Raw genomic sequence first — 22,956 nt, 5'->3', positions numbered from 1 at the left:
TTGCTTATTCTGCGCTTTTTTCTTTTGCAACCGTCACGGCAATCGCAAGCTCTTCAAGTGCTGCTGGGTTAGCCACACTTGGCGCATCCGTCATCAGACACGCAGCTGCCGTTGTTTTCGGGAACGCGATAACGTCACGAATGTTTTCTGTACCACACAGTAGCATGACTAGACGGTCTAGACCGAATGCAAGACCTGCGTGTGGAGGCGTACCGAATTTCAGTGCATCCAATAGGAAGCCAAATTTCAGTTTTTGCTCGTCAGCATCGATACCAAGAATATCGAATACCGCTGCCTGCATTTCTGCGTTGTGAATACGTACAGAACCACCGCCAACTTCGTAGCCGTTGAGAACCATGTCGTATGCGTTTGAGTTCGCAGCTGCTGGGTTCGCTTTTAGCTCTTCCGCTGTCACACCTAGAGGCGATGTGAATGGGTGGTGCATAGCATGCAGGTTGCCTTCGTCGTCTTCTTCAAACATTGGGAAGTCAACAACCCATAGCGGAGCCCAAGTGCCTTCTTTCGTTAGCTCTAGGTCTTTACCCAGTTTAAGACGAAGTGCACCTAGTGCTTCAGCAACGATGTTAGCTTTGTCTGCGCCAAATAGGATGATGTCACCCGATTCTGCTTGAGTGCGCTCTAGAATACCGTTGATCACATCTTCGCTTAGGAATTTAGCGACTGGAGATTGGATACCTTCCATGCCAGCTGCACGGTCGTTAACCTTCATCCATGCTAGACCTTTCGCGCCGTAGATGTTCACAAAGCCAGTGTACTCATCGATTTGCTTACGAGTAAGCTCTGCACCACCAGGAACACGGATAACTGCCACACGACCTTTCTCATCGTTAGCAGGGCCAGAGAACACTTTGAAATCCACGTCTTTTACTAGGTCTGCAACGTCTACTAGCTCTAGTGGGTTACGAAGATCTGGTTTGTCGGAGCCGAAACGACGAATCGCTTCGCTAAACGGCATAACTGGGAACTCACCTAGGTCAACGTTCAGTAGCTCTTGCCACATTTCGCGAACCATTTTCTCCGTCACTGCACGTACTTGATCAGACGTCATGAATGACGTTTCGATATCGATCTGCGTGAATTCTGGCTGACGGTCTGCACGTAGGTCTTCGTCACGGAAACACTTAACGATTTGGTAGTAACGATCAAAGCCAGACATCATAAGCAGCTGTTTGAACAGCTGTGGAGATTGAGGAAGTGCGTAGAAGCTGCCTTTGTGAACACGGCTTGGTACTAGGTAGTCACGCGCGCCTTCTGGTGTCGCTTTGGTGAGTACTGGCGTTTCAATATCTAGGAAACCGTTGTCATCGAGGAAACGACGAACAAAGCTAGACGCTTTTGCACGTAGCTTGATGCGGTCACTCATTTCTGGACGACGTAAGTCTAGGTAGCGGTACTTCAGGCGTTGCTCTTCCGAGTTCTTCTGGTTGAAGTCGAGAGGCAGCAAGTCAGAACGGTTGATGATTTCAAGACCTTTAGCCAAGATCTCTACTTCACCCGTTGCCATTTCTTTATTCACTTGGCTTTCAGGACGAGTGCGAACTTCACCCGTTAGCTTGATACAGAATTCATTACGCAGTTGGCTTGCCACTGCATACGCATCAGCCATATCTGGATCAACAACTACCTGAACGATACCTTCACGATCTCGCATATCAATAAAAATAAGACCGCCTAAATCACGACGACGGTTAACCCAGCCGCAAAGTTCTACAGTTTGTCCTGCAAGGGACTTGTTCAGGTGACCACAGTAATGGGTACGCATAATGAAATTCCCAATCTCTCTAAAATTGTTAACTACTCTCTGTCGGTCATTTTCTCAACAGAGCAAAGGTCCATTTATACGCTGAATGTCGGTGAAAATCGACTAGTCAGAATACAATTTATTGCGTTTTATCATGCATTGATGCTTTTTGATACAGCAACTGCTCAAAAGCACATCAAATGTGAAAAATTGGTCGGGATTATAACGCGAAACTACCGATTTCGGCAAAACTCTCGTACAGTGAGGCTAGGAATAAATGCAGCGAGAAACCATGAACACGCTTCCTCTTCGATTGGGTCTGACCATGTGGTCACACAATCAGTGGCAACAAGACTTTTATGGCTCGGGGACCAAACCCGCAGAGCGACTGGAAAAGTACGCACAGGTCTTTCACACTGTCGAAGGCAATACGACCTTCTACGCAACGCCAAATACACCAACCGTACTCAACTGGCGCGCGGCGACGCATGACGATTTTCGTTTCACCTTTAAGTTGCCAAAGCAGATTACCCACCAGCAGATGCTTAAAGGCTCTCAGGGTTTGTTACGCGAGTTTTTGAGTGTCATGGAACCGCTGCACCCGCGTATTGGCCAATGGACAATCCAACTTCCTGCGGCTTTCTCACCAGAGCATTTACCGCTGCTACAACGTTTCTGCTCTTACTTTCCCGAAGGGTTTCCGCTGGGAATCGAAGTGCGTCATTTGGCTTTTTTTGCGAAAGGAGAGGATGAGAAACGCTTTAATCAATGGTTAATGGAAACAAAGATTGATCGCATCATCATGGATAGCCGTCCGGTTTTCGCAGCCCCAGCAACAACGGAGGCCGTTATCGATGCGCACCAGAAAAAACCAAAGGTGCCCGTTCACGCCATCGCGACGGGAGAGCATCCAATGATTCGCTTTATTGGTCATCCCGATTTAGAGAGCAACCTGCCCTTCTTTGCCCCTTGGCTGAGCAAATTACCCCTTTGGATTACCGAGGGTAAGCAACCTTATTTAATGATCCACACACCAGATAACGTAGAAGGCCCCCAGTTAGCCAAACGACTTTACCAACAATTACAGCAACAGGTGAAACTACCCAATCTGTCTGATTTTCCTGCCAATAGTGGCAATAGCCAAATACAGATGTTCTAAGCCTTGTCTTGCAATGCATGACAGCTTGAGGAAATTCCCCTAAAATACGCGCCTTTTTACCGCCTATGTGAAAACAGGCAGTTTGTTAGCAGAGAATGGTTATGAACCCAAAAAGCAATCCAGATACTATTTTTTCGGCTCCAATCGATAAAATTGGGGATTTCACCTTCGATGAACGCGTGGCGGAAGTCTTTCCAGACATGATTCAACGTTCGGTTCCGGGTTACAGCAACATCATTTCTGCTATTGGTATGTTGGCCGAACGTTTTGTCAAACCTCACAGTAATGTGTATGACTTGGGTTGCTCACTGGGCGCAGCCACACTCTCAATGCGTCGCCACATCAAACAAGAAGGCTGTCAGATCATTGCGGTCGATAATTCGAAAGCGATGGTTGAGCGCTGCAAGCTTCACGTCAATGCCTACCGCAGCGACACCCCCGTGAACGTGATTGAAGCCGATATTCGCAACATAGATATCGAAAATGCTTCCGTGGTGGTTCTGAACTTTACTTTGCAATTCTTATCACCAGAAGATCGTTACGTATTGCTGGAAAAAATCTACGCAGGTTTGCGTCCTGGCGGCATTTTGATCCTTTCCGAAAAGTACGTTTTTGAAGATCAAGTTTCTAATGAGCTGTTGATTGACCTTCACCATGACTTCAAACGGGCAAATGGGTACAGTGAGCTAGAAATCAGCCAAAAACGCAGTGCGATTGAAAACGTGATGCGTCCAGATTCGAAGAAACAACACAAAGAGCGCTTCGCGCAAATTGGATTCAGCAGCTACGATGTTTGGTTCCAATGCTTTAACTTTGGATCGATGTTTGCGATTAAGTAGCGAGAAGTGAGAAGCGAGAAGCGAGAAGCGAGAAGCGAGAAGCGAGAAGCGAGAAGCGAGAAGCGAGAAGCGAGAAGCGAGAAGCGAGAAAGTCTTAACGTTTCGCATTTAGTGTCAATTTTTAATTTATTACTCAGTGAAAAACGATGTTTAATTTTGCTAATTTTTACCAGTTAATCGCTCAAGACACTCGTCTTCAGCCATGGCTAAACGTTCTACCTCAACAGCTAACAGATTGGCAAAATGCTGAGCATGGTGATTTCCCTCGCTGGTTAAAAGCACTCAATAAGATCCCAGAAGGCGCACCCGATCAGATAGACATTAAGCACTCTGTCACCATTAGCAATGACACGCCGTTCCATCAAGGCGAGTTGAAGAAGCTCGAAAGCTTGCTGCGCACTTTCCACCCTTGGCGCAAAGGCCCTTATACCGTTCACGGCATTCATATTGACACCGAATGGCGCAGTGACTGGAAATGGGACCGTGTTCTGCCTCATATTTCACCATTGAAAAATCGCAGCGTGCTGGATGTCGGTTGTGGTAACGGTTATCACATGTGGCGCATGCTGGGTGAAGGCGCACGTCTGTGCGTGGGTATTGATCCATCACACCTGTTTTTAATTCAGTTTGAAGCGATCCGTAAGTTAATGGGTGGCGATCAACGTGCACACCTGCTGCCATTGGGCATTGAACAGCTACCAAAGCTTGAAGCGTTCGATACTGTTTTCAGTATGGGGGTGTTGTACCACCGTCGCTCTCCGCTTGATCACTTAATTCAACTGAAAGATCAGCTTGTCTCAGGCGGTGAATTGATTCTGGAAACCTTGGTGATTGAAGGGGATGAAACGGCAGTTCTGGTTCCCAAAGAGCGCTACGCTCAAATGCGCAATGTGTATTTCTTCCCTTCGGCTCGCGCTTTAAAAGTGTGGTTAGAATTGGTTGGCTTTGAAGACGTGCGCATTGTGGACGAAAACGTCACTTCCGTCGACGAGCAACGCACCACCAATTGGATGACTCACAATTCACTGCCTGATTATCTCGATCAGAATGACCCGAGCAAAACGGTGGAAGGTTATCCAGCACCTCGCCGCGCAATTTTGGTGGCGAAAAAGCCATAATTGACACGGTTTTGACTCAATAATTTGAGTATCACTAAACCCTAACAAGAGGATGCTTCACGCATCCTTTTTTATACGCTACACTCCTCTTTACAATAACTTATTCCCCTAATTCACTTTTTAAGGCATTCAATGTTTATAAGATTGACGCCAGTACTCGCTCTCGTTTTGTTATCTGGCTGTACTTTAACCAATGGTGAGCAATATCATCAGAAAACCCTGACCGCCCTCCAAGACTCTGAGGCTCGTATTACGAATAAGATAGAGAATCTCACTCTGCAATCCTCAAACCAAGTCGATTACATCGAGAGCCTTGAGACTCAAATTACCGAGTTACAAAAACAAGTTGAACATCTTCAGTTGACTCAACAGCAAAGTTTGGCGTCGTCTGAAGAGAAAAAACCAGAACCAAAAGTCATTGCCGCGCCACCAGCACCAGCCAAAAATCAAATCATCTTGGGTGCGATTGAAAAAGTGACCATTGAGTCGATCAATCAGTCTTTTGATGCACGTGTTGATACCGGGGCAACCACCTCTTCACTCAATGCCGTGGACATCGAAATGTTCGAGCGCAATGGTAAAGATTGGGTTCGCTTCCACCTCTCAGATCCAGAACAACCTGGCACTGACCAAAACTGGATTGAAGCCCCCGTGATTCGTTATGTGAAAATTCGTCAGTCGACCAACGACGATACCGAACGCCGCGCAGTCGTCGAGCTGTGGGTCAAAGTGGGCGCAATCAAAGAAAAGGCGCAATTTACATTGGCAGACCGCTCACAAATGAGCCATCCCGTTCTTTTAGGTCGTGAGTTTATTCGCGATATTGCTCTTGTTGACGTTAGTCGCAGTTACATTCAAACCGGACAAAAGAAAAAATAGGTAGGCTATGACTTCCCGAGTTCCCTTTTATCTTTCTATCATCCTGCTGATTGTCGCAGGGATAACACTCAGCGTGTTTCGCCATCAAACCTATGGCGTGCCATGGACACCCGGCGAAAGCCGCCAGATCTGGGATATTGAAGCGCGCATTGAATTTAACGCCAGCGGTCAAGAGGTGAAAGCCTCACTTGCAGCACCTCATACTCAAAATGGCTTCACCTTGATCAATGAGACAGCATCGTCTCCAGGCTATGGCGTCTCTTACGTTAATACCGCATCGGGTCGTCGCGCTGAGTGGTCTATTCGACAAGCAAGTGGCCCGCAAACCATTTACTACAAAACGCAGTTTCTAGTGGACCCACAGGCAAAAGTGACCGTACAACCGCCCACTGAGCCGATCAACAAACCGACCTACTCTAATCCGGAACAAACCGCCGCGAAAGCCTTAATTGACCGTGCGATGGCTCGCTCATCTGATAACATCACGTTCACGCGCGAGTTGATAAAGACACTCAACGATCCCGACAGCCAAAACGCAGCGCTACTGCTTAACAACGCTGACCGTGCCACCACCATCTACAAACTGCTTTCGACTGCCGATGTTCAAAGCAAAATGGTCGGAGTCATCGCTTTGGAAGATGGCCGTCGTCGCCAAACTATTGAATCAATGATTCAAGTGTGGGATGGGCAATCTTGGGTTCTATTCTCGCCAAACTCTGAGCAACACGCTGACCAAGGCAACTTGCTGGTATGGGATGATTCTAACGTATCGCTACTGGATTTGGTCGGTGGTCAAAATAGCCAAGTGCATTTCTCCATGATTGCGCAAGACATTTCACCGCAAGCGGCAACCAACAACAAAGTGGAAGCCGATGGCCTACTGAACCTCTCGATTCACAGCTTACCTCTCGAAGAACAAGCGATGTTTAAGACCATCATGTTGGTGCCGATTGGCGCACTCATTGTGGTGTTCTTGCGCGTCATCATTGGTTTGAAAACATCCGGCACCTTTATGCCCGTACTGATTGCCGTGGCGTTTGTACAGACGCAACTGGTTACGGGGATTGTCGGTTTCTTATTGATTGTGGGTACGGGTTTGATCATTCGTAGCTACCTCTCCAAGCTGAACTTGCTGTTGGTTGCGCGGATATCTGCGGTCATTATTACCGTTATTCTGATTATTTCCGTGTTCACCGTCGTGGCATTCAAGATTGGTCTAACCGAAGGCCTTTCTATCACCTTCTTCCCAATGATCATCTTGTCATGGACCATCGAACGTATGTCCATCTTGTGGGAAGAAGAAGGCGCGAAAGAGGTGGTAATGCAAGGCGGTGGTTCATTATTTACCGCAGTATTGGTTTACCTTGGCATGACTAACCCATACATCCAGCACCTAACCTTCAACTTCATCGGTCTTCAGCTTGTGGTACTGGCGGCAATTTTGCTATTGGGTACTTACACTGGATACCGTATTACAGAACTGCGCCGCTTTAAGCCATTGGTGGAGGATTAATCTATGCTCTCCTTTTTGTCTAAGTACACATCACCGATGAAGCTGCGACGCAAAGGGATCATGGGGATGAATAAGCGTAACCACGCTTATATTGGTCGCTACAACGACCGTTCCAAATACCCTTTGGTGGATGACAAGCTCAAAACCAAGATCATCGCGCAACGTGCGGGCTGTACAGTGCCGCAGTTGATTGGTGTGATCAGCAATCAGGCAGATGTGAAGAACATTCACGAGATGGTAAAAACGTGGCCCGGCTTTGTTATCAAACCCGCTCGTGGCAGTGGTGGCAAAGGTATCCTTGTGGTGACCTCGCACAAAGAGGGCGTTTACACCAAACCTTCGGGTTCCACCATCAACAAAGAAGAGATCGAACGCCATATTTCTAATGCTCTAGCGGGGTTATTCTCTCTTGGTGGAAAAAACGATGTCGCCGTGGTTGAGAACTTAATTAAGTTTGATAACTGCTTTGACGGCTTCAGCTTCGAAGGGGTGCCCGATGTGCGGATCATCGTATTCAAAGGCTACCCTGTGATGGCAATGATGCGCTGCTCAACAGCCGCGTCGGATGGAAAAGCCAACTTGCACCAAGGTGCGGTTGGGGTAGGTATTGATATTGCGACGGGGAAAGCGATTCGTGCCGTGCAGTTCAACCAACCTGTCACTCACCATCCAGACACAGGAAAAGATCTTGCTACTTTACAAGTGCCTCATTGGCAACGTTTGTTGACCTTGGCAGCCAGTGCGTGGGAAATGACCGGACTGGGTTATCTCGGTACCGATATGGTGTTGGATAAAGAAGAAGGACCAATGGTATTGGAACTCAACGCTCGCCCTGGTCTAGCGATTCAAATTGCCAACGGTGCAGGGCTTTTACCACGCTTACACCATATTGAGAACTTGGGCGCACCACTGGTCTATCCCTCAGCGGAAGAGCGCGTCGCGTATTCAATGCGTCAATTTGGCGCAAAACAAGATTTTGATAGCAGCGCAAGCTAGATCAATTCTTGCGTCACTTATACGATACACGCCCGCGATGATTGCGGGCGTTTTCTTGTTGGCCACTCGAACGCAGTGGCGTATTTTTATCCTAAAACGTCGACAACGACACTCTTAGCAACAGTTAAACCACTGGCATAGTTTCCTTCTCCGCACAGACCAAACCCGCATAGTGCGCTTTAATCGCATCGGCGATTTTCTCCGCAATCATGATGGTTGGTGCGTTGGTGTTTGCACCAATCAAGGTCGGCATAATGGAGGCATCCACCACCCTTAGCCCCGCTAAGCCATGAACTCTGAGCTGATGATCGACCACGGCCAGCGGATCACTTGCCACGCCCATTTTGCACGTGCCAACCGGATGATATTGTGTATCAGCACGGTTACGAATGTCTTGCTCTATCGCTTTGTCATCCGAGGCATCAACGGGATAAAAGCTCTCCCCTCGAATGTCATCAAACGCCGAGCTCTCCAACATTTTCTGCTGTTTTTTCCAGCCTTTGATCATGATGTCCATATCTTCTGGATGCGTAAAAAACGCCGGGTCAATGTGGGGCACATCGTAAGGGTTGGCGCTGTTCAGTTTGACGCGGCCAACACTTTTGGGTCGTAATAAAGTCACATGGCTACTAAAGCCGTGGCTTGCATGAATTTTACGCGCATGATCGTCCACTACCGCCACGACAAAAACAAACTCCAGATCGGGGATCTCTACGCTGTCATCAGAGCATAAGAAGCCGATCCCCTCAGCAAAATTGCTGCTCATTTTACCCGTCCGTTGCGTGATCCATTGTGGTAACGCTTTGGTCAATTCCGACGCCATACGAAGTGAGACACCAAAAGTATCGCGCTTGGCACTGCAACGATAGGTATGAACTAAGTCAATGTGGTCTTGCAAGTTCTCCCCTACCCCGGGTAATGAGTGAACTTGCTGAATACCATATGGCTGTAAATCCTTCTTCGCCCCGACGCCCGAAAGCAAAAGCAGTTGTGGAGAGCCAAACGCGCCAGCAGATAAAATCACTTCTCGCTTACAGCGGATCTGAAACGTGTGGCCTTTTTGGCCATATTCGACGCCAACAGCTCTCTTGCCGTCAAAGAGAATTTTATGGGTGGTCGCTTGAGTTAACACCGTTAAATTTGGCCTGTCCAAATGAGGAGTAAGATACGCTTTGGCGGCACTGCACCTTTCACCATTGATTTGTGTTACTTGAGTGGCCATCGCTCCCAACTGCTGCGCGCCATTGATGTCGGGATTGCGTGGAACGCCTATCGACTCGCAAGCGGCTAAATAACGTTCCAACACGTCACTCGGTGAGCGTAAATTAGTGACATTCAAAGGGCCACCTTGGCCATGAAATTCATCACGATGAATCTCGTTGTTCTCCGCTTTTTTGAAATAGGGTAAGCAGTCGTCATAACTCCAACCGACGTTTCCCAAACTCGCCCATAAGTCGTAGTCGTATCGATGCCCTCTGGCGTACATCATGGCATTGATAGAACTGGAACCGCCTAACGTTTTGCCCCGCGGTTGATACCCTTTTCTACCATTCAAACCTGCTTGTGGGATGGTTTCAAACCCCCAATTGTTTATTTTGGTGGGCATCATCGCCACCATGCCAACCGGTGTATGAATGAGAGGGCTGCTATCTTTGCCCCCCGCTTCCAGCAAACAGACGGTGACGTCAGGATCTTCCGTCAATCGAGACGCCAACACACAACCGGCAGAGCCGCCACCGACAACAATAAAATCATATTCCTTCATGCTCTCTCCTCTACCTCGACTGGGTATTTCTGTTTTAAGACGTTTTCAACGCCATCAGTACGGTTGAAGCTGTTTTAAAAATCACTCTTTGAGTGTGGGATCGGGTTTGCCAGCAAACACGCGCACCACCAGTTTTTGCACCCACTTGCCATAGGGTGGCGCAAACAACTGAATCGGAAACCAATCACGCATTTTCAAGACGGTGCGTGCGTGGCTAAGTTCGCGGAAGCCCTCTTCGCCATGGTAGTTGCCAATGCCAGAATTGCCGATGCCGCCAAACGGCACAGAATGGTTGAGCACATGCCAGCCCCAGCCATTGATGGTAACACCGCCACTGTGGGTTTGAGTGAGCAAGGTTTCACGTTGTTTTGGATGATGGCTGAACAAGTAACACGCCAGAGGCCTTGGCCGTTGGTTGATATAGTCGATGACCTCTTCTATGGCCTGAAAGGTGTGAACCGGTAACAGAGGCCCAAAGATCTCTTCTTGGCAGATACGCATATCTGGCGTCAGATTGGTCGCAATATACAGCGGCGTTTTTCGCCCTTCTCCAGGTTCAAGACATTGGGTAATCGTCGCTCCTTTACTTCGCGCATCCTCAAGCAAGCTATGGAATCGCTGGTACTGCGCGTCGTCGACTAGCGCGGTGTAATCTTGATTGGCCTTGATATCACCGTACATACTTTGATGGGCAGATTTCAACGCATCAACAAAGGCTTCTTGCTTACCTTCAGGCACAAACGCGTAATCGGGAGCGATACAGATTTGCCCAGAGTTGAACCCTTTACCATGCGCAATTCGCTGCGCTGCTTTTGCTATCTCATAATCATCAAACACCACCACTGGCGACTTGCCCCCCAGCTCTAACGTCACCGGCGTGAGATTGGCGGCAGCGTTTGCCATGATGATCTTTCCGCTCGTGGGGGACCCAGTAAACACCAAATGATCAAAAGGTAAATGTGAAATGTCCATCGCTTCTGGATGCGTACCTTCTACGATACGAACTAGATTTGTTGGGTAGATCTCGGCAAGCATACGACGGAGCTGTCGCGCGGTTTGCGGGCAATTGGGTGGCATCTTGATCATACAGCGATTGCCTGCGGCTAACGCCGTGATCATCGGGCCTATCGAGAGATACAACGGGAAATTCCAAGGGCAGATAATGCCTACCACGCCTTTCGGCTGATAACGAACCTCCAGTTGATTGCCTTTAAACAGCCACTCTGTCGCTCTTCGGCTGGGCTTCATCCACCCCTTCAAGTGTTTGAGCACATGGTTGATATCAAGAATTGGCGCAAGCACATCCGCCATGATGGACTCGGTATGACTTCGACCTCCAAAATCTTGACTCATTGCTTCTGCCAGTACGTCTTGATACCGAGAAAGTTGTTTTTTTAGCGCCAGTAATCGATGTTTTCTCACCAAGTAGCTCGCGCTAGGCTCTGCTTGATAAGCCGTTTGTAATTCGGAAAACCACGTTGCAAGTTCGCTTGCTGTGGCGTCATGGGTTGCCATCACTCCTTGATCGCGATGTACGTCCCTATCTTGCCTAGCCAGTACATTCATGTTTCTCTCCCACGGTGCAATGCAAATGATTACAACATTTTGATAACATGACGCACAGGTTACAAAAAGACAAAAAACGGTGATATTCGGACAAAATTATCTTAAGGTGACTGAATCGCACCTCAGTCCGCGCTAGGATGACGTTGAAATGGAGAGGGACAATGAAATACGTTGCCGTTTATGAACCGGATGCTCAAGCTTGTGGCATTTTAGATCTGCAGCTACTCAACCGCTATTTGGAATCAAAAGTCAGCATTGACTCACTGCTGCTCGGCAGTGGTCTCAGCGTTTCGCAACTCTATACTCCGGACACGCACATCACACTCGCACAAAAATTGGCGATTTTTAGCAATGCCTTAGCCCATTCAGAAGAGGGCGGATTAGGTCTACGCGTCGGTCAGCAAGCCCGATTTAGTGATTTTGGCGTGCTGGGTTACGCGATATTTAGCAGCAATACGCTCTTCGACGCGATGATGATTGGTTTTAAGTACCTGCGATTGGCCGGCCCTGTGCTCAAAAAGACCATGGGTATCGAAGGCCATACCGGCTATTTTCGCGCCGAACAATTGATTGATTTGCAATCTCTTTTGCCGTTTTGTTGTGAATATTGGTTTGCTGCAATACACAGCTTATGCGAAGAAGTGATGCAAAAGCCCTTCCCTTCCACGATTATCCGATTCCCCTATCCCGAACCGGAATACAGTGAACTGTATCGGCAAATATTTCACTGCCAAATCGAGTTTAACAGCCCACGTTTAGAGTGGCAGTTTGATGCTAGGAGTTTGCAAGAGCCTCTTCCCGCGGCCAATACCGCCACACTGCAACTGTGCCTTAAATCGTGCGACGAAATGTTAGAGAAAGTAAGCGGCAAAGCGAGCCTCAAGGAAAAAATCACCCAAATGTTTGTGGAAAGACCAGGGTATTATCCGTCTATTGAAACCTTGTCTGCCGAACTTGGCATGTCCTCAAGAACCCTTCGCCGTCGCTTGAAAACAGAAGAGAGTAGCTACCAACAAATCTTAGATCATGTGCGCTTCCATTTTGCCCGCCACTACCTTGCTTCCACGAAAATGAGCATTGAAGAGATTTCAGAGCGTGTTGGTTTTTCCGATAGCGCCAATTTCCGCCACGCATTTCGCAAATGGAGCGGTGCGTCACCGAAGCAATTTCGCCAGCAAGCGCTGACTCGCCCTGAGCTTCATCAACAATAAAAAAACGCCCGCGATGATCATCGCGGGCGTTTGGTTTTATTGCTATTGAGTTTACGCTTCAAACTCTTCGATCATCTGTTGCGCTTCACTCTTCGGTTTCTGCTCTTGGCCAAAGCCACGCAAACCGACGACATGCACGTGTTCGTGATCTTTAAACACTTTACGCACCAGTTTATAAGTGGTGCCTTTCTCTGGGCTGATGTTCTCTGGCGCAGCGATAAGCAGTTGCATATCGAGGCGGTCACAAAGCTCAAACAGTGTTGAGATCGATTTCGCATCCAGACGCGCCGCCTCATCAAGGAACAGCAAACGACACGGTACGATGTCTTTGCTGCGCAGACGGCGTGACTCTTCTTCCCAGCTTTGCACCACCATCAAGAGAATAGATTGGCCAGTACCAATCGCTTCACCAGTAGACAGTGCACCCGATTCCGCTTGTAGCCAACCATCAGAGCCACGGTTTACTTCAATGCTCAATTCAAGGTAGTTGCGGTAATCCAGCAGTTCTTCACCCAAAACTTGTGGTGAACGTTGCCCCATATCAATGTGCGGGTTAACGCGCTGGAACAGTTTCGCCATCGCTTCAGAGAAGGTGTAACGTGCCGTTTCAAACAGATCTTTATGCTGTTCTTGCTGCGTGGCGAGACCATTCAGTAACACTTCATGGCTTTCGCGCACTTTCACATTGAGTCGAACTCCCTTCACCTGACCAAACGAGATGTTGGACAAACCTTGGTTCAACATGCGAATACGGTTCTGTTCACGTTGAATGGTTTTCTTAATAATGCTCGCCACCGACTCAGAACTGATGGCCAAGCGGTTTTCACGCATGGTCAACTCTTCGGTCAGACGAGCCAGCTCCACTTCCATCTCTTCAATCGCTTCGACCGGATCATCGGTATGGATGATGTCTTGGCGAATACGCTCACGTAAGTGCTGGTAAACCGCAATGTAGAACAAGACTTTGCGTTCAGGACGCGCATTATCTTCAGAGAGTCGCAGTGCATCACGCAGATCATCATTGTTGGCAACCGCAAGACGCAGAGCACCCAATGATTTATCCGACATGGAACGCAGTTCACCCGCCGACAAGTAAGCCAGCTCACGTTTATGTAGACGGCGCTCAACGTCGTTTTCACGCGCCAAACGCAGTACTGAACACCAGCCTGCTTTCGCAGCAACGACAAACGTACGCAGTTCAACGTACTCTTTTTGCACCTTCTTCAAGCGCTTGGCGAGTTCTTTCATGCCCAGCTCTGTTGAAGTAAGGGTACGTTCGTACTCGCTCTTACGGCTACGTGAGGTGTGCAAACGCTCGTGAAGTTCATCACGACGACGAATCGCGCGCTCCAACGCCCCTTCATCGGCACTGACTCCAAACTCTGCCAGCTCTTGCTTAAATTCTTGAACCGTTTCCAACTTCGCTTGGTATGAACTCTTTAGAGAGGCCAACACTTGGTTGTATTGGTTCATCTGCTCTTGCTGCTGCTTGAGCTCATCACGGTAACGGCTACGTGCACGTTCCGCTTCCACCAATTTCGCTTTTAGCTGTTCACTCAGCTCGCTGCTCTTGCTAAGCAGATCAACCGAATCGGCGTAAGCAAAATAGTGGCGACGTTCAACCAAATCCGACAAGGCGAAAATTTGCTTCTTCAACGCTTGCAATTGGCTATCTGCGCTTTGATATTGCGCTTCCAGTGCATCGAACTGCTCAGGATCAGCGTCAAGTACCGCTAATTGGCTTTCTAACTGCTCAACCGCTTTGGCGTGTGCGTTTAAGAACTGCTTCGCATCGACCAACTGAGCAATTTTCTCTTCCAGTTCCGCGAAGCGCTCTCCGATGGTGTCATCGCTGATCACCGCCATCATCGGTGCCAATTTATCCAGCATGGTAAGCGCTTGCTTACTGTTTTGGATTTGGCTGCGCATCTGCTGCTCTTTCGCTTCCAACTCAGCCAAAGTGCGCGTCAGTTGGTTACGCTTATCGCGCGCAATCACAAGTGCTTGCTCAGGATCCGCGGCAAAGGCCACTTGAATGTGCTCCGCCACAAACTGGTTAAACGCTTGGAATAGACGCTGCATTTTCTGCGCGTCAAATGCCGCTTTCGCGTGCTTTTCAACGACTTCTTCGCGCTCGCTACGCAGCAGCTCTAGACGTTGTTCACGTGCTGCGCGACCAAACAGCGGGATCACAGGGAAGCGAGAGTAACGCATTTGACGATCGTTCAAACGCACGCACACTGCGCCCTCTAGCTCTTCCACTTTGATTGAGCTGTCATCAAAGGCATCCACATCGCCTTCAATGATGTAAAGATCCTCAGGGCAGTCATCCAGTTCCACCAGTTTTTCTTCGATGCCCGACAAATCGGACACCACAATCGCATGACGTGCAGGGCCGTACATCGCACTGAAGTAAGGCGCATCGTCAATGGTGATGTCGTCATAGATCTCAGAAAGCAAGACACCGCCTAGCGTATCCGCTAAACCTTTCAAACGTGGGTCATTAGAACCACCAGGAGAGGCCAGACGTTCAATTTCACTTTCCAGTTGGCTGCGACGCTCTGCCAGCTTGTCTTTGGCTTGAGAAAGCTGTTTCTCTTGCTCAAGAACTTGCTGCATTTGTGACATCACCGATTGGCTATCCGCCAGCTCTGCGCCACTTTGCTCACGCAGTTTTTCCAGTGCATCATTGGCCGCAATCCATTTTGGCGCGATCGCCTGAAGCTGCGTGATGTCACTTTGTAAATCTTGCTCCTGACGGCGCTGCTCGCTACGCAATTCGCGATTCTCTTCCAACGCAATCTCAAGAAAGTCAAGTTGAGCATGATGACGTTCACGCTCTTGCTCAAACATCACTTCATCATCAAGCGTAACTTGGTGTGCTTTTTGGTATTCCGCGACCAAGGCTTGCGCTTGGTTTTGCTGATTCAAGCTACGTTCTAAGTCACGATGCTGCGCGCGCCATTGGTTTTCGTTTTGCACCACTTGCTGCGCGGAACGCGCTTGTTGAATAGCCGCTTTCGCATGGCGAGAAGCCTCTGCACGTTCAACTTGACCAGCAATGCTGTGCACTAATTTCAGCGCATTTTCAAACTGTTGTGCGGCCGCGGAGGACATATCCAATTTGTGCTTTAGCGCCAACAAGGCTTGGGTCTGCTCTGCTTCGCTTTGGGTTAACTGCGCCACCAAGGCTTGCGCAGATTCAGCGGTTAACGTGCTGTCAGACAAAAGCACTTTGGCCTTTTCTAGCGCTTGAACTGCCTGTTGATATTGCAGCGCGCGAGTCTGCTGCACATCCAACGCCTGTTGGTAATCGGCCAACTGCGTTTTCAAGCTGTCTACTTCGTTTTCTGCGACGGTAGACTGCTCTTCGGCCATTAAGACGCGCTCTTGCGCTTCTTCCACGACCATGGATTGCTCTTCAAGACGCTCATTCAGCTCTTCAAGATCTTCTTGGTAACGCTCGATTTTCTCTTGCTGACGTAAAGCATTTTGCACCAACTGCAAATGGTCAGAAGCGCCTTGGTAGTCTTGCTCCAATGCCGATTCTGATTCAATCAGCATTTCCAACTCTTGCTGAACTTGGTTCAGTAAGCGGTTTTGCTCAATCAGTGTCTCGCGTGAGCTAAAGAGCTCAGAGCGCAGTGACAAACTTTGCTCTAACTTCTTGTGACGCTCATTGGCGTGACGCATATAGTCTGCCGCCACATAATTGGTGGATTCCGTGATCAAATGCTTGAAAAGATCGCGGTCAGCTTGCGTCGTTTTGATCGCTTCCAGCGTCATACGGTTTTCACGCAGTGCCGATTCCATATCTTGGAACGCTTTCTTCACCCCACCATTTTGTGGCAACAGGTAGTCACGCAGCGAACGAGTAATTGCACTCGAGATACCGCCATACAATGAAGCTTCAATCAGGCGGTAGAACTTAGAACGGTCGCTCGAGTTGCGTAATTTCTTCGGAATAACGCCAAACTCAAACATCTGTGCATGGTAATCGACAATCGAAGAGAAGCTCTTAAACTGAACGCCCTCATACTGAGCAACGCTCTCTTTCACTTCGTTGATTTGACGAACGCGCGCCTGAGTGGCCGAGACGGATTCAATCAGCACATCCGTTGGCTTCACATGACTTGGCAAGCCTTGAATCACAAACGGCTTGATGTCCACTTTTTTGTCACGGCCCGCCACTTGCTGTAGCTTCACCGCAAACAGTAAGCGTTGATTGCGTGAGTTCACCACATCCAATGCCGCGTAACAGGCACCCGGTTGTAGCTTACCGTACAAACCTTTATCGCGAGAGGCTTGGCTGCTGCCCGCTTCGGTTGTGTTACGGAAATGCAGCAAACTTTGGTCTGGAATCAACGCGGTAATGAACGCTGCCATCGTGGTTGATTTACCTGCACCATTGCCCCCTGACAGGGTGGTGACCAATCCATCAATATCAAAGGTACGAGCAAAAAAGCCGTTCCAGTTGACCATGGTCAGCGATTGATATTTACCTCTTTCAATCATGCTTCACCTTCTAATTCAGCTTGCTCGTTATAATCCTGTTCTTCTTCGTCAGCCAGTAGGCTTGCCTGAGTCGGCTCTTGAGTGTGAACCACCGCTTCACCATCGCGGATCAAACGCAATTGCGCTTCGCGAAGATCATCTCCCGCGCGCACATCCGCACCAAAACGAAACACCGCTTCACTGATACTGAATTTGCCGCTGTCTCCCACATTGATGATCATACCTAAACGGCGTAAACGTCTTAATGAGGTGCGTACTTTTTCGAACAACTTTTCACGGTCGAGATCAGACCCCGACGCACGGTTGGTCACCAATTTCATCAGTTTCTTTTCATCAGTCAGTGCGATCAGCTCTTCATACAACTCTTGATTGGTAAAAATACCTTCATGCGCCAAACGCTCTGGGCTCAAGTAAAGGAAACAGAGCACCTTACCCACCAACATGTCCAGCTCAGAGAGCACACTGCGGGCAATCAATGAGGTTGAACGCGGACGAAGGTAAAAGAAACCTTCTGGCGCTTTCACCAATTCGGTGTTGTAACGTTGATAAAAAGCCGACAGCTCAACTTCGTAATCCGACAGCAGTGCGTGGTTATCTAAATCTTCACTCGAGATGTGACGACCTGCACGTAGCATGCTATCCAATGCTGGAAACAGCGGGTTGCAAATCGCTTTGGCCAGATTTTCTGGCATGTATTCATTAATATCGGTCGATGACATTTGCTTGTACCTTTGCGCCGTAGTCGTTAATTGCCTGCCAATCTGGCTGAATCGCTTGGTAATCCGATTCGGAATAACCCATGCGCACCGCTTGGTCGATAACGATACGAGCTAAATCGAAATGATGAGTGCGAGGGTGCTGCGCGAGATAATCTTTGAGAACAATGCCGAGATCGATCGGCTTGCCGTTATCTTTATGGAGACGCAACATCTCGCCGATACGCTCGGCAAGCTCATCATTGACTTGTTGAAACTCTTCATATTCCACTTCAAGTGGCACTTGTCCGGTCACTTCATCGTCACGCAGCACTAAGGCTTCATCACGCAAATCGCTCAAACGTTCCGCATCTGCGTAAGTGAGATACCATGGCATGTCGAAGTAATCTTTGACCGATTGGCGTAGACGAGTACTGAAGATTCGGTTTTTATCCATATCAATCGCGGTACGGATAAATTTGTGAACATGGCGGTCGTAACCGATCCACAGATCGATGGCTTGTTGACCCCAGCTGGTGATGCGATCGAGCTTCATCTGCAACCCAAACAGAGTTTCTTCGATAAACTCGAGTTCTTCATCCCCATAGACCAACTCTTGAATATCCAAGATCTGAGTTTGCAGCTCATCCCCTGCCGCTTGTAGTGTATCTTGCAGCTCTTTGAGCGTGTTCGAGGTTTCTGAAAGCAGTGACTCACAGTTGTTGATCGCTTCACGCCAATCTTTGTTCAGCAGATCGGCAATTTGCTGTTTAACCGATTGTTGTTGCTCATCCATCACGCGTTGGTTGAGATCGATTTGATCAAAAATCTCACCCACAGAATATTTCAGCACCGCATAGACATTTTTCTTCCAATGCCCTGCCGTCCCGCCTTGCTTGGCCGCTTCAATGGCTTTCGCCATTTCGCCAGCCACCATGGAGAGTTGAATCGATAATCTAAGCTTGGAGAATTCTCGATGACGGACATAGTAGTCGGTAATGCCGATCGCCAACGGCGAAAGACGGTAGATACTGGCACCTTCCGTCATTTCGCTGGTAAAGCGGCTGATCAGGCGCTGCTTAACCAACTCATTGATGGCGTTGTTGGCGCGAAACGCTGAGGCTTCACCCGTTTCTTCAAACAGTCGAGTGACGATAGTAAACGCATCATGCAGCTCACCTTCACCCAACTCTTCATCAAACCTTTCGTTACTTAATACAGCGATGGCGATGAGAAACGCCAATCGCTCGGTGGTCAGGTTCAATGAGAAATCGTGCTGCTTAACCCAACTAACCAATTCATCGATTGGTTGCTCTGCAGCATTGAGAGTTGTCTCACTCATTGTTATTCCTGTTTATCTTTCTTCTTAGCCCACACATGAATGTATCGGCCCAGCGAGAGGTAAGGCTCTTGGCGACACAGACGTCGTTCCAACTCGAGCACATCCTCATACTGGTAATCACCCATATTCTGTCTGTTCCCTATATAATCACTGAAACAGCGAATACCGGATTTTCCATAAATTTCAAAACCTGCGTCTTCAATCCACTGATAAACAGATTGAGGTTCTAGGCCTTTTTGCGGTTGCAGCTTAAAGCGCTTGCGATGAGGCATACCCTCAAGAATATGTGGGATATTGCCACAAACCACATTCTTATAAACCAAGCCATGGTGGTTGTAGAACATAATAGACGCGGCGCCACCCGGTGCGACTTGTTCTAATACCGTTTCCAACGCGGATTTTGGATCCGCCAACCATTCCATCACGGCATGAAACATCACCACATCGACGGGCTCTGCTAGGTGCTCACCAATCTTCTGTACCGGAGAATGGATCAGCCGATACTGCTCAAGCAAGCCATTTTTTGCAATATCCTGCTCTGCTAATTGCAGCATTTCAGAAGATAGATCACATAAGGCAATGTGATGTCCGAGTTTGGCAAGCTTTTGTGACATTTGTGCCAACCCGCCCCCCGCATCCAATACGGTTAGAGGCTGTTTGGCCTCGCCAAAGGTGGCTAACAATTGTTGAAGATCTTCCCAAACAATCACTTGGCGAATCTCGCCTTTGTCTGACCCGTAAATATTTTTTGCAAATTTGTGGGCAATATCGTCGAAATTACGGTCTTGGTTCACAGCAGCTTGAGTTATCATATCTAATCGTGCTGCTATTCTGTCATAAGGAAAGCAGATATAAAGAGGCATTCTCTTATTTTTATTATCAAGTGATGTTTTTTCGGACTATTTCTGTATGTTTGAGCTGAAAAAAGTGCTCTCGGCACTGTTAATGCCTTTGCCAGCACTACTTTTAATAGGCTTAGCTGGTCTGATGCTGATTATGTTTAGCACCAGACAAAAAACGGGGTGTTTCATCATATTATTCTCCTTTTTGGGGATATTCTTGGTTTCTTTCCAACCCGTTGCCAGCAAGTTATTAATGCCATTAGAAAGGCAATACTCTGTATTTCTACCCGAAGTACAAACCGTCGATTACGTCATGGTATTGGGCAATGGCCATGTGGTGGATGATCAAATCCCCCCTACGTCTGAGTTAAGCCGTGCTTCGTTGATGCGTTTGACGGAAGGGATTCGTATTTTAAAGATGTATCCGGGCTCAAAGTTGATTCTGTCTGGCTATGCGGGCGGCTCAGAAACCAGCCATGCGCGCATGATGGCAAACGTGGCTTTGGCTTTGGGTGTCGCGAAATCAGACATTATTCTTCTTGAAGATGCCAAAGATACTTGGGAAGAGGCGAGACAAGCAGCGGCATTTGTGCGTCAGAAACAGCTGGTTTTGGTTACTTCTGCCAGTCACATGGCACGTGCAATGAAAGAGTTTCATGACGCTGGCATAACACCGTTACCTGCGCCAACAAACTACCTTGCGCAAAAGAACATCTCTCAAGCCTGGGATAGATATGCCCCTAAAGCCATCTACCTCGAGCAAACTGAGCGCTACTGGTACGAAACCCTCGGCCAGCTATGGCAAGGCATGCGAGATTTGCTTCTTACTGACGAACAAATCATGGCAGAGAATCGCGCATCAAAATGATGAATCATGATCTGCAGAAACAAAAAAAGAGCTTAATCCGCTCTTTTTTTGTTTGTTAATTTTGGCTTTCTAAGCCACGCCTAGTCGCCTGCAAACATGTAGCCTTCACCGTGTACGGTCACAAAAATTTGTGGGTTCTTAGGATCAAACTCCATTTTTGCTCTCATGCGACGAATCAAAACATCAATCGTTCTGTCGTTTGGCGCGTCAACACGATGGCTGATCATGTTGAGAATGCGTTCACGGCTTAGTACCTGATTTGGGTAAGACGAAAGCGCCACCAGCAGCTCATATTCTGCCTTGGTCAACTTCACTGGCTCACCATTGTGGCTCAACGCTCGACGATGAATATCGAAGGTCCAGTCACCAAAACGGACAATATGGTCTTCGTTTTCCGCGTCTTGATGTTTTGAACCACCACTGCGCGCAAGCGAAATCCGCCACAACAAGTTTTTCACTCGAACCAGCAGTTCACGTAACTCAAATGGTTTGGTGACGTAGTCGTCTGCCCCCATCTCCAAACCAACAATTTTATCTATGCTATCCGTGCGTCCGGTTACCAAAATAATGCCAATGTCCGATTGGCTGCGTAGTTCACGGGTCAGCATCAAGCCGTCTTCACCTGGTAAGTTAATGTCTAACATCACCAAATCAACGCAGCTATTTTGCAAAATATGACGCATCTCGGCACCACTTTCCGCTTCACTTACTGTGTAACCTTCTTTTTGAAAATAACCCGCAAGTTTACTGCGAGTCACTACATCATCTTCTACGACTAATACGTGATAGCTCATTTACACCACTTCATGTCATTTCTGTCTACACGGGCAGATATTCTATTCATAACTAGTAACATTTCTAGTCATACTTCGTTTGAAATGCAAGTATCTTGATTTTTATTGATTCAAAACAAGCTTAATATCAAGCCATTAACAAGCTCAAATATATTTATATTTTTCTTAACAATAGGCGTTATTGTTATTCATTTTTTTTGGTTACACTTATAGGAGATTGATTTAGGAGCGATAAATGATGCAAGAGATAAAAGCCTTTAATGAAAAACGTGCGGAAATATATTGGTGGCTTTCGAGCTTATTTGCCAAAGAGCTGACACAGGAAGAGCTCGATAAATATCAAAGCATGGAAATTAGAGCGTTTTTAACTGGATTGGCTGAAAACGATGCACTGAGACCATCCGTTAACGCCTTCGTCGATGCACTCAATCGTCTTGTTGACCGTCAAGATGCGCAATTGGAATTAGCGGCAGATTTTTGTGACCTATTTTTGAAAACCGCAAAACACGGCGCACTTCCATACGCATCTATTTATCTAACAAAAGATGGCCTACTCAATGGCGAACCAGCACAAAAAATGGACACTTGGCTGAAAAAACATGGTGTGCAGGTCAATCAACAACTGAATGAACCGGCCGATCACTTAGCTATCATGCTCGACTTTCTTGGCAACCTTATCATTCGCTCAAATGAGCTTGAACAAGATCGCCACATGGAAGAAGCCTTCATTGAGCAAAACGCATTTATTCAAGAAATGTTGCTCTCTTGGTTACCTAGCTTCTCTCAACGAGCAGCAGAATATGATGAGTTTGGTTTCTATAACAGTGCAATAAAACTACTTGTTGCGTTTTGTATGCTGGACAGCGACTATTTAGTTGGATAATAATTACGCCCTTATCAATAGAGCAAACACTCGGTTACACTTTAACCACTAAAGTGTGAACGCGGATACACTATTCGCCGTTTGAGTAGGTTGCCACTCTTGCCGTCTCGGTCTAAAATTGAGACCGCAATCGATAAAATATGATTTTAATGCAAACCGCTGAAATACAGCGGTTTTTGTGTTTATTTAAAGCTAAGCTGCTGCTTTTC

At 47.8% G+C, this 22,956-nt stretch carries 17 protein-coding genes; 9 read left to right on the top strand and 8 right to left on the bottom strand.

Features of this window, described 5'->3' with window-relative positions; translation table 11 throughout:
- Window positions 1-4: 4 nt before the first annotated feature.
- Window positions 5-1,783 carry an aspartate--tRNA ligase gene (gene aspS, locus PQQ36_RS08830; RefSeq protein ID WP_273660949.1) on the bottom strand — a complete coding sequence of 593 codons (1,779 nt, stop codon included), beginning with the start codon at window positions 1,781-1,783 and terminating at the stop codon, window positions 5-7.
- Window positions 1,784-2,054: 271 nt separating this feature from the next.
- Between aspS and PQQ36_RS08825 the strand changes: the two genes are divergently transcribed.
- From PQQ36_RS08825 to PQQ36_RS08800, 6 genes are all read left to right on the top strand, one after another.
- Window positions 2,055-2,921, top strand: a complete 867-nt coding sequence (locus PQQ36_RS08825; RefSeq protein ID WP_225470629.1) for a DUF72 domain-containing protein — start codon at window positions 2,055-2,057, stop codon at window positions 2,919-2,921.
- A gap of 101 nt (window positions 2,922-3,022) precedes the next feature.
- Window positions 3,023-3,760: a carboxy-S-adenosyl-L-methionine synthase CmoA gene (gene cmoA / locus PQQ36_RS08820; RefSeq protein ID WP_013571414.1), complete on the top strand. Its 738-nt coding sequence runs from the start codon at window positions 3,023-3,025 to the stop codon at window positions 3,758-3,760.
- Window positions 3,761-3,906: 146 nt separating this feature from the next.
- Complete coding sequence (cmoB, locus tag PQQ36_RS08815; RefSeq protein ID WP_011080032.1) at window positions 3,907-4,878, top strand: tRNA 5-methoxyuridine(34)/uridine 5-oxyacetic acid(34) synthase CmoB; 972 nt, start codon at window positions 3,907-3,909, stop codon at window positions 4,876-4,878.
- A gap of 132 nt (window positions 4,879-5,010) precedes the next feature.
- Complete coding sequence (locus tag PQQ36_RS08810; protein ID WP_011150793.1) at window positions 5,011-5,757, top strand: ATP-dependent zinc protease family protein; 747 nt, start codon at window positions 5,011-5,013, stop codon at window positions 5,755-5,757.
- A gap of 7 nt (window positions 5,758-5,764) precedes the next feature.
- The gene (locus tag PQQ36_RS08805) at window positions 5,765-7,270 is read left to right on the top strand and encodes an inactive transglutaminase family protein (RefSeq protein WP_273660948.1); all 1,506 of its coding nucleotides are present in this window, start codon (window positions 5,765-5,767) and stop codon (window positions 7,268-7,270) included.
- A gap of 3 nt (window positions 7,271-7,273) precedes the next feature.
- Window positions 7,274-8,266 (top strand): alpha-L-glutamate ligase-like protein, encoded by a 993-nt coding sequence (locus tag PQQ36_RS08800; RefSeq protein WP_108694368.1) that lies wholly within the window; start codon window positions 7,274-7,276, stop codon window positions 8,264-8,266.
- Window positions 8,267-8,390: 124 nt separating this feature from the next.
- Here PQQ36_RS08800 and PQQ36_RS08795 read toward each other — a convergent pair whose 3' ends face one another.
- Together PQQ36_RS08795 and PQQ36_RS08790 are read right to left on the bottom strand one after the other, a co-directional pair.
- Entirely contained in the window at window positions 8,391-10,031 is a 1,641-nt protein-coding gene (locus PQQ36_RS08795; RefSeq protein ID WP_072615308.1) for a GMC family oxidoreductase, read from the bottom strand.
- A gap of 81 nt (window positions 10,032-10,112) precedes the next feature.
- Complete coding sequence (locus PQQ36_RS08790; RefSeq protein WP_225470627.1) at window positions 10,113-11,597, bottom strand: coniferyl aldehyde dehydrogenase; 1,485 nt, start codon at window positions 11,595-11,597, stop codon at window positions 10,113-10,115.
- Window positions 11,598-11,758: 161 nt separating this feature from the next.
- Between PQQ36_RS08790 and PQQ36_RS08785 the strand changes: the two genes are divergently transcribed.
- Window positions 11,759-12,808, top strand: a complete 1,050-nt coding sequence (locus PQQ36_RS08785) for an AraC family transcriptional regulator (RefSeq protein ID WP_013571411.1) — start codon at window positions 11,759-11,761, stop codon at window positions 12,806-12,808.
- Between the two features lie 51 nt (window positions 12,809-12,859).
- On the opposite strand, the gene mukB is transcribed toward PQQ36_RS08785, so the two are convergent.
- From mukB to cmoM, 4 genes are read right to left on the bottom strand one after another with little or no spacing between them, the layout of a single operon-like run.
- Entirely contained in the window at window positions 12,860-17,323 is a 4,464-nt protein-coding gene (gene mukB / locus PQQ36_RS08780; RefSeq protein WP_225470626.1) for a chromosome partition protein MukB, read from the bottom strand.
- Entirely contained in the window at window positions 17,320-18,042 is a 723-nt protein-coding gene (mukE, locus tag PQQ36_RS08775) for a chromosome partition protein MukE (RefSeq protein ID WP_060531158.1), read from the bottom strand. The genes mukB and mukE overlap by 4 nt, the downstream gene beginning before the upstream one ends.
- Complete coding sequence (mukF, locus tag PQQ36_RS08770) at window positions 18,023-19,360, bottom strand: chromosome partition protein MukF (RefSeq protein WP_011150799.1); 1,338 nt, start codon at window positions 19,358-19,360, stop codon at window positions 18,023-18,025. The genes mukE and mukF overlap by 20 nt, the downstream gene beginning before the upstream one ends.
- Window positions 19,361-19,362: 2 nt before the next feature.
- Window positions 19,363-20,172 carry a tRNA uridine 5-oxyacetic acid(34) methyltransferase CmoM gene (gene cmoM, locus PQQ36_RS08765; protein WP_045621559.1) on the bottom strand — a complete coding sequence of 270 codons (810 nt, stop codon included), beginning with the start codon at window positions 20,170-20,172 and terminating at the stop codon, window positions 19,363-19,365.
- A gap of 97 nt (window positions 20,173-20,269) precedes the next feature.
- On the opposite strand from cmoM, the gene elyC reads away from it, so the two are divergent.
- Complete coding sequence (elyC, locus tag PQQ36_RS08760; RefSeq protein WP_011080020.1) at window positions 20,270-21,070, top strand: envelope biogenesis factor ElyC; 801 nt, start codon at window positions 20,270-20,272, stop codon at window positions 21,068-21,070.
- An 80-nt stretch (window positions 21,071-21,150) separates the two neighbouring features.
- On the opposite strand, the gene torR is transcribed toward elyC, so the two are convergent.
- A complete protein-coding gene (gene torR / locus PQQ36_RS08755) occupies window positions 21,151-21,864 on the bottom strand; it encodes a two-component system response regulator TorR (protein WP_011080019.1) in 714 nt (237 codons plus the stop codon).
- A 235-nt stretch (window positions 21,865-22,099) separates the two neighbouring features.
- On the opposite strand from torR, the gene torD reads away from it, so the two are divergent.
- Complete coding sequence (torD, locus tag PQQ36_RS08750; RefSeq protein WP_080933890.1) at window positions 22,100-22,747, top strand: molecular chaperone TorD; 648 nt, start codon at window positions 22,100-22,102, stop codon at window positions 22,745-22,747.
- Window positions 22,748-22,956: the final 209 nt, after the last annotated feature.

Source organism: Vibrio sp. CCUG 15886 (assembly GCF_028570825.1).
Classification (GTDB): Bacteria; Pseudomonadota; Gammaproteobacteria; order Enterobacterales; family Vibrionaceae; genus Vibrio; species Vibrio vulnificus_B.
This window is presented reverse-complemented; position numbering and strand designations above follow the sequence as displayed.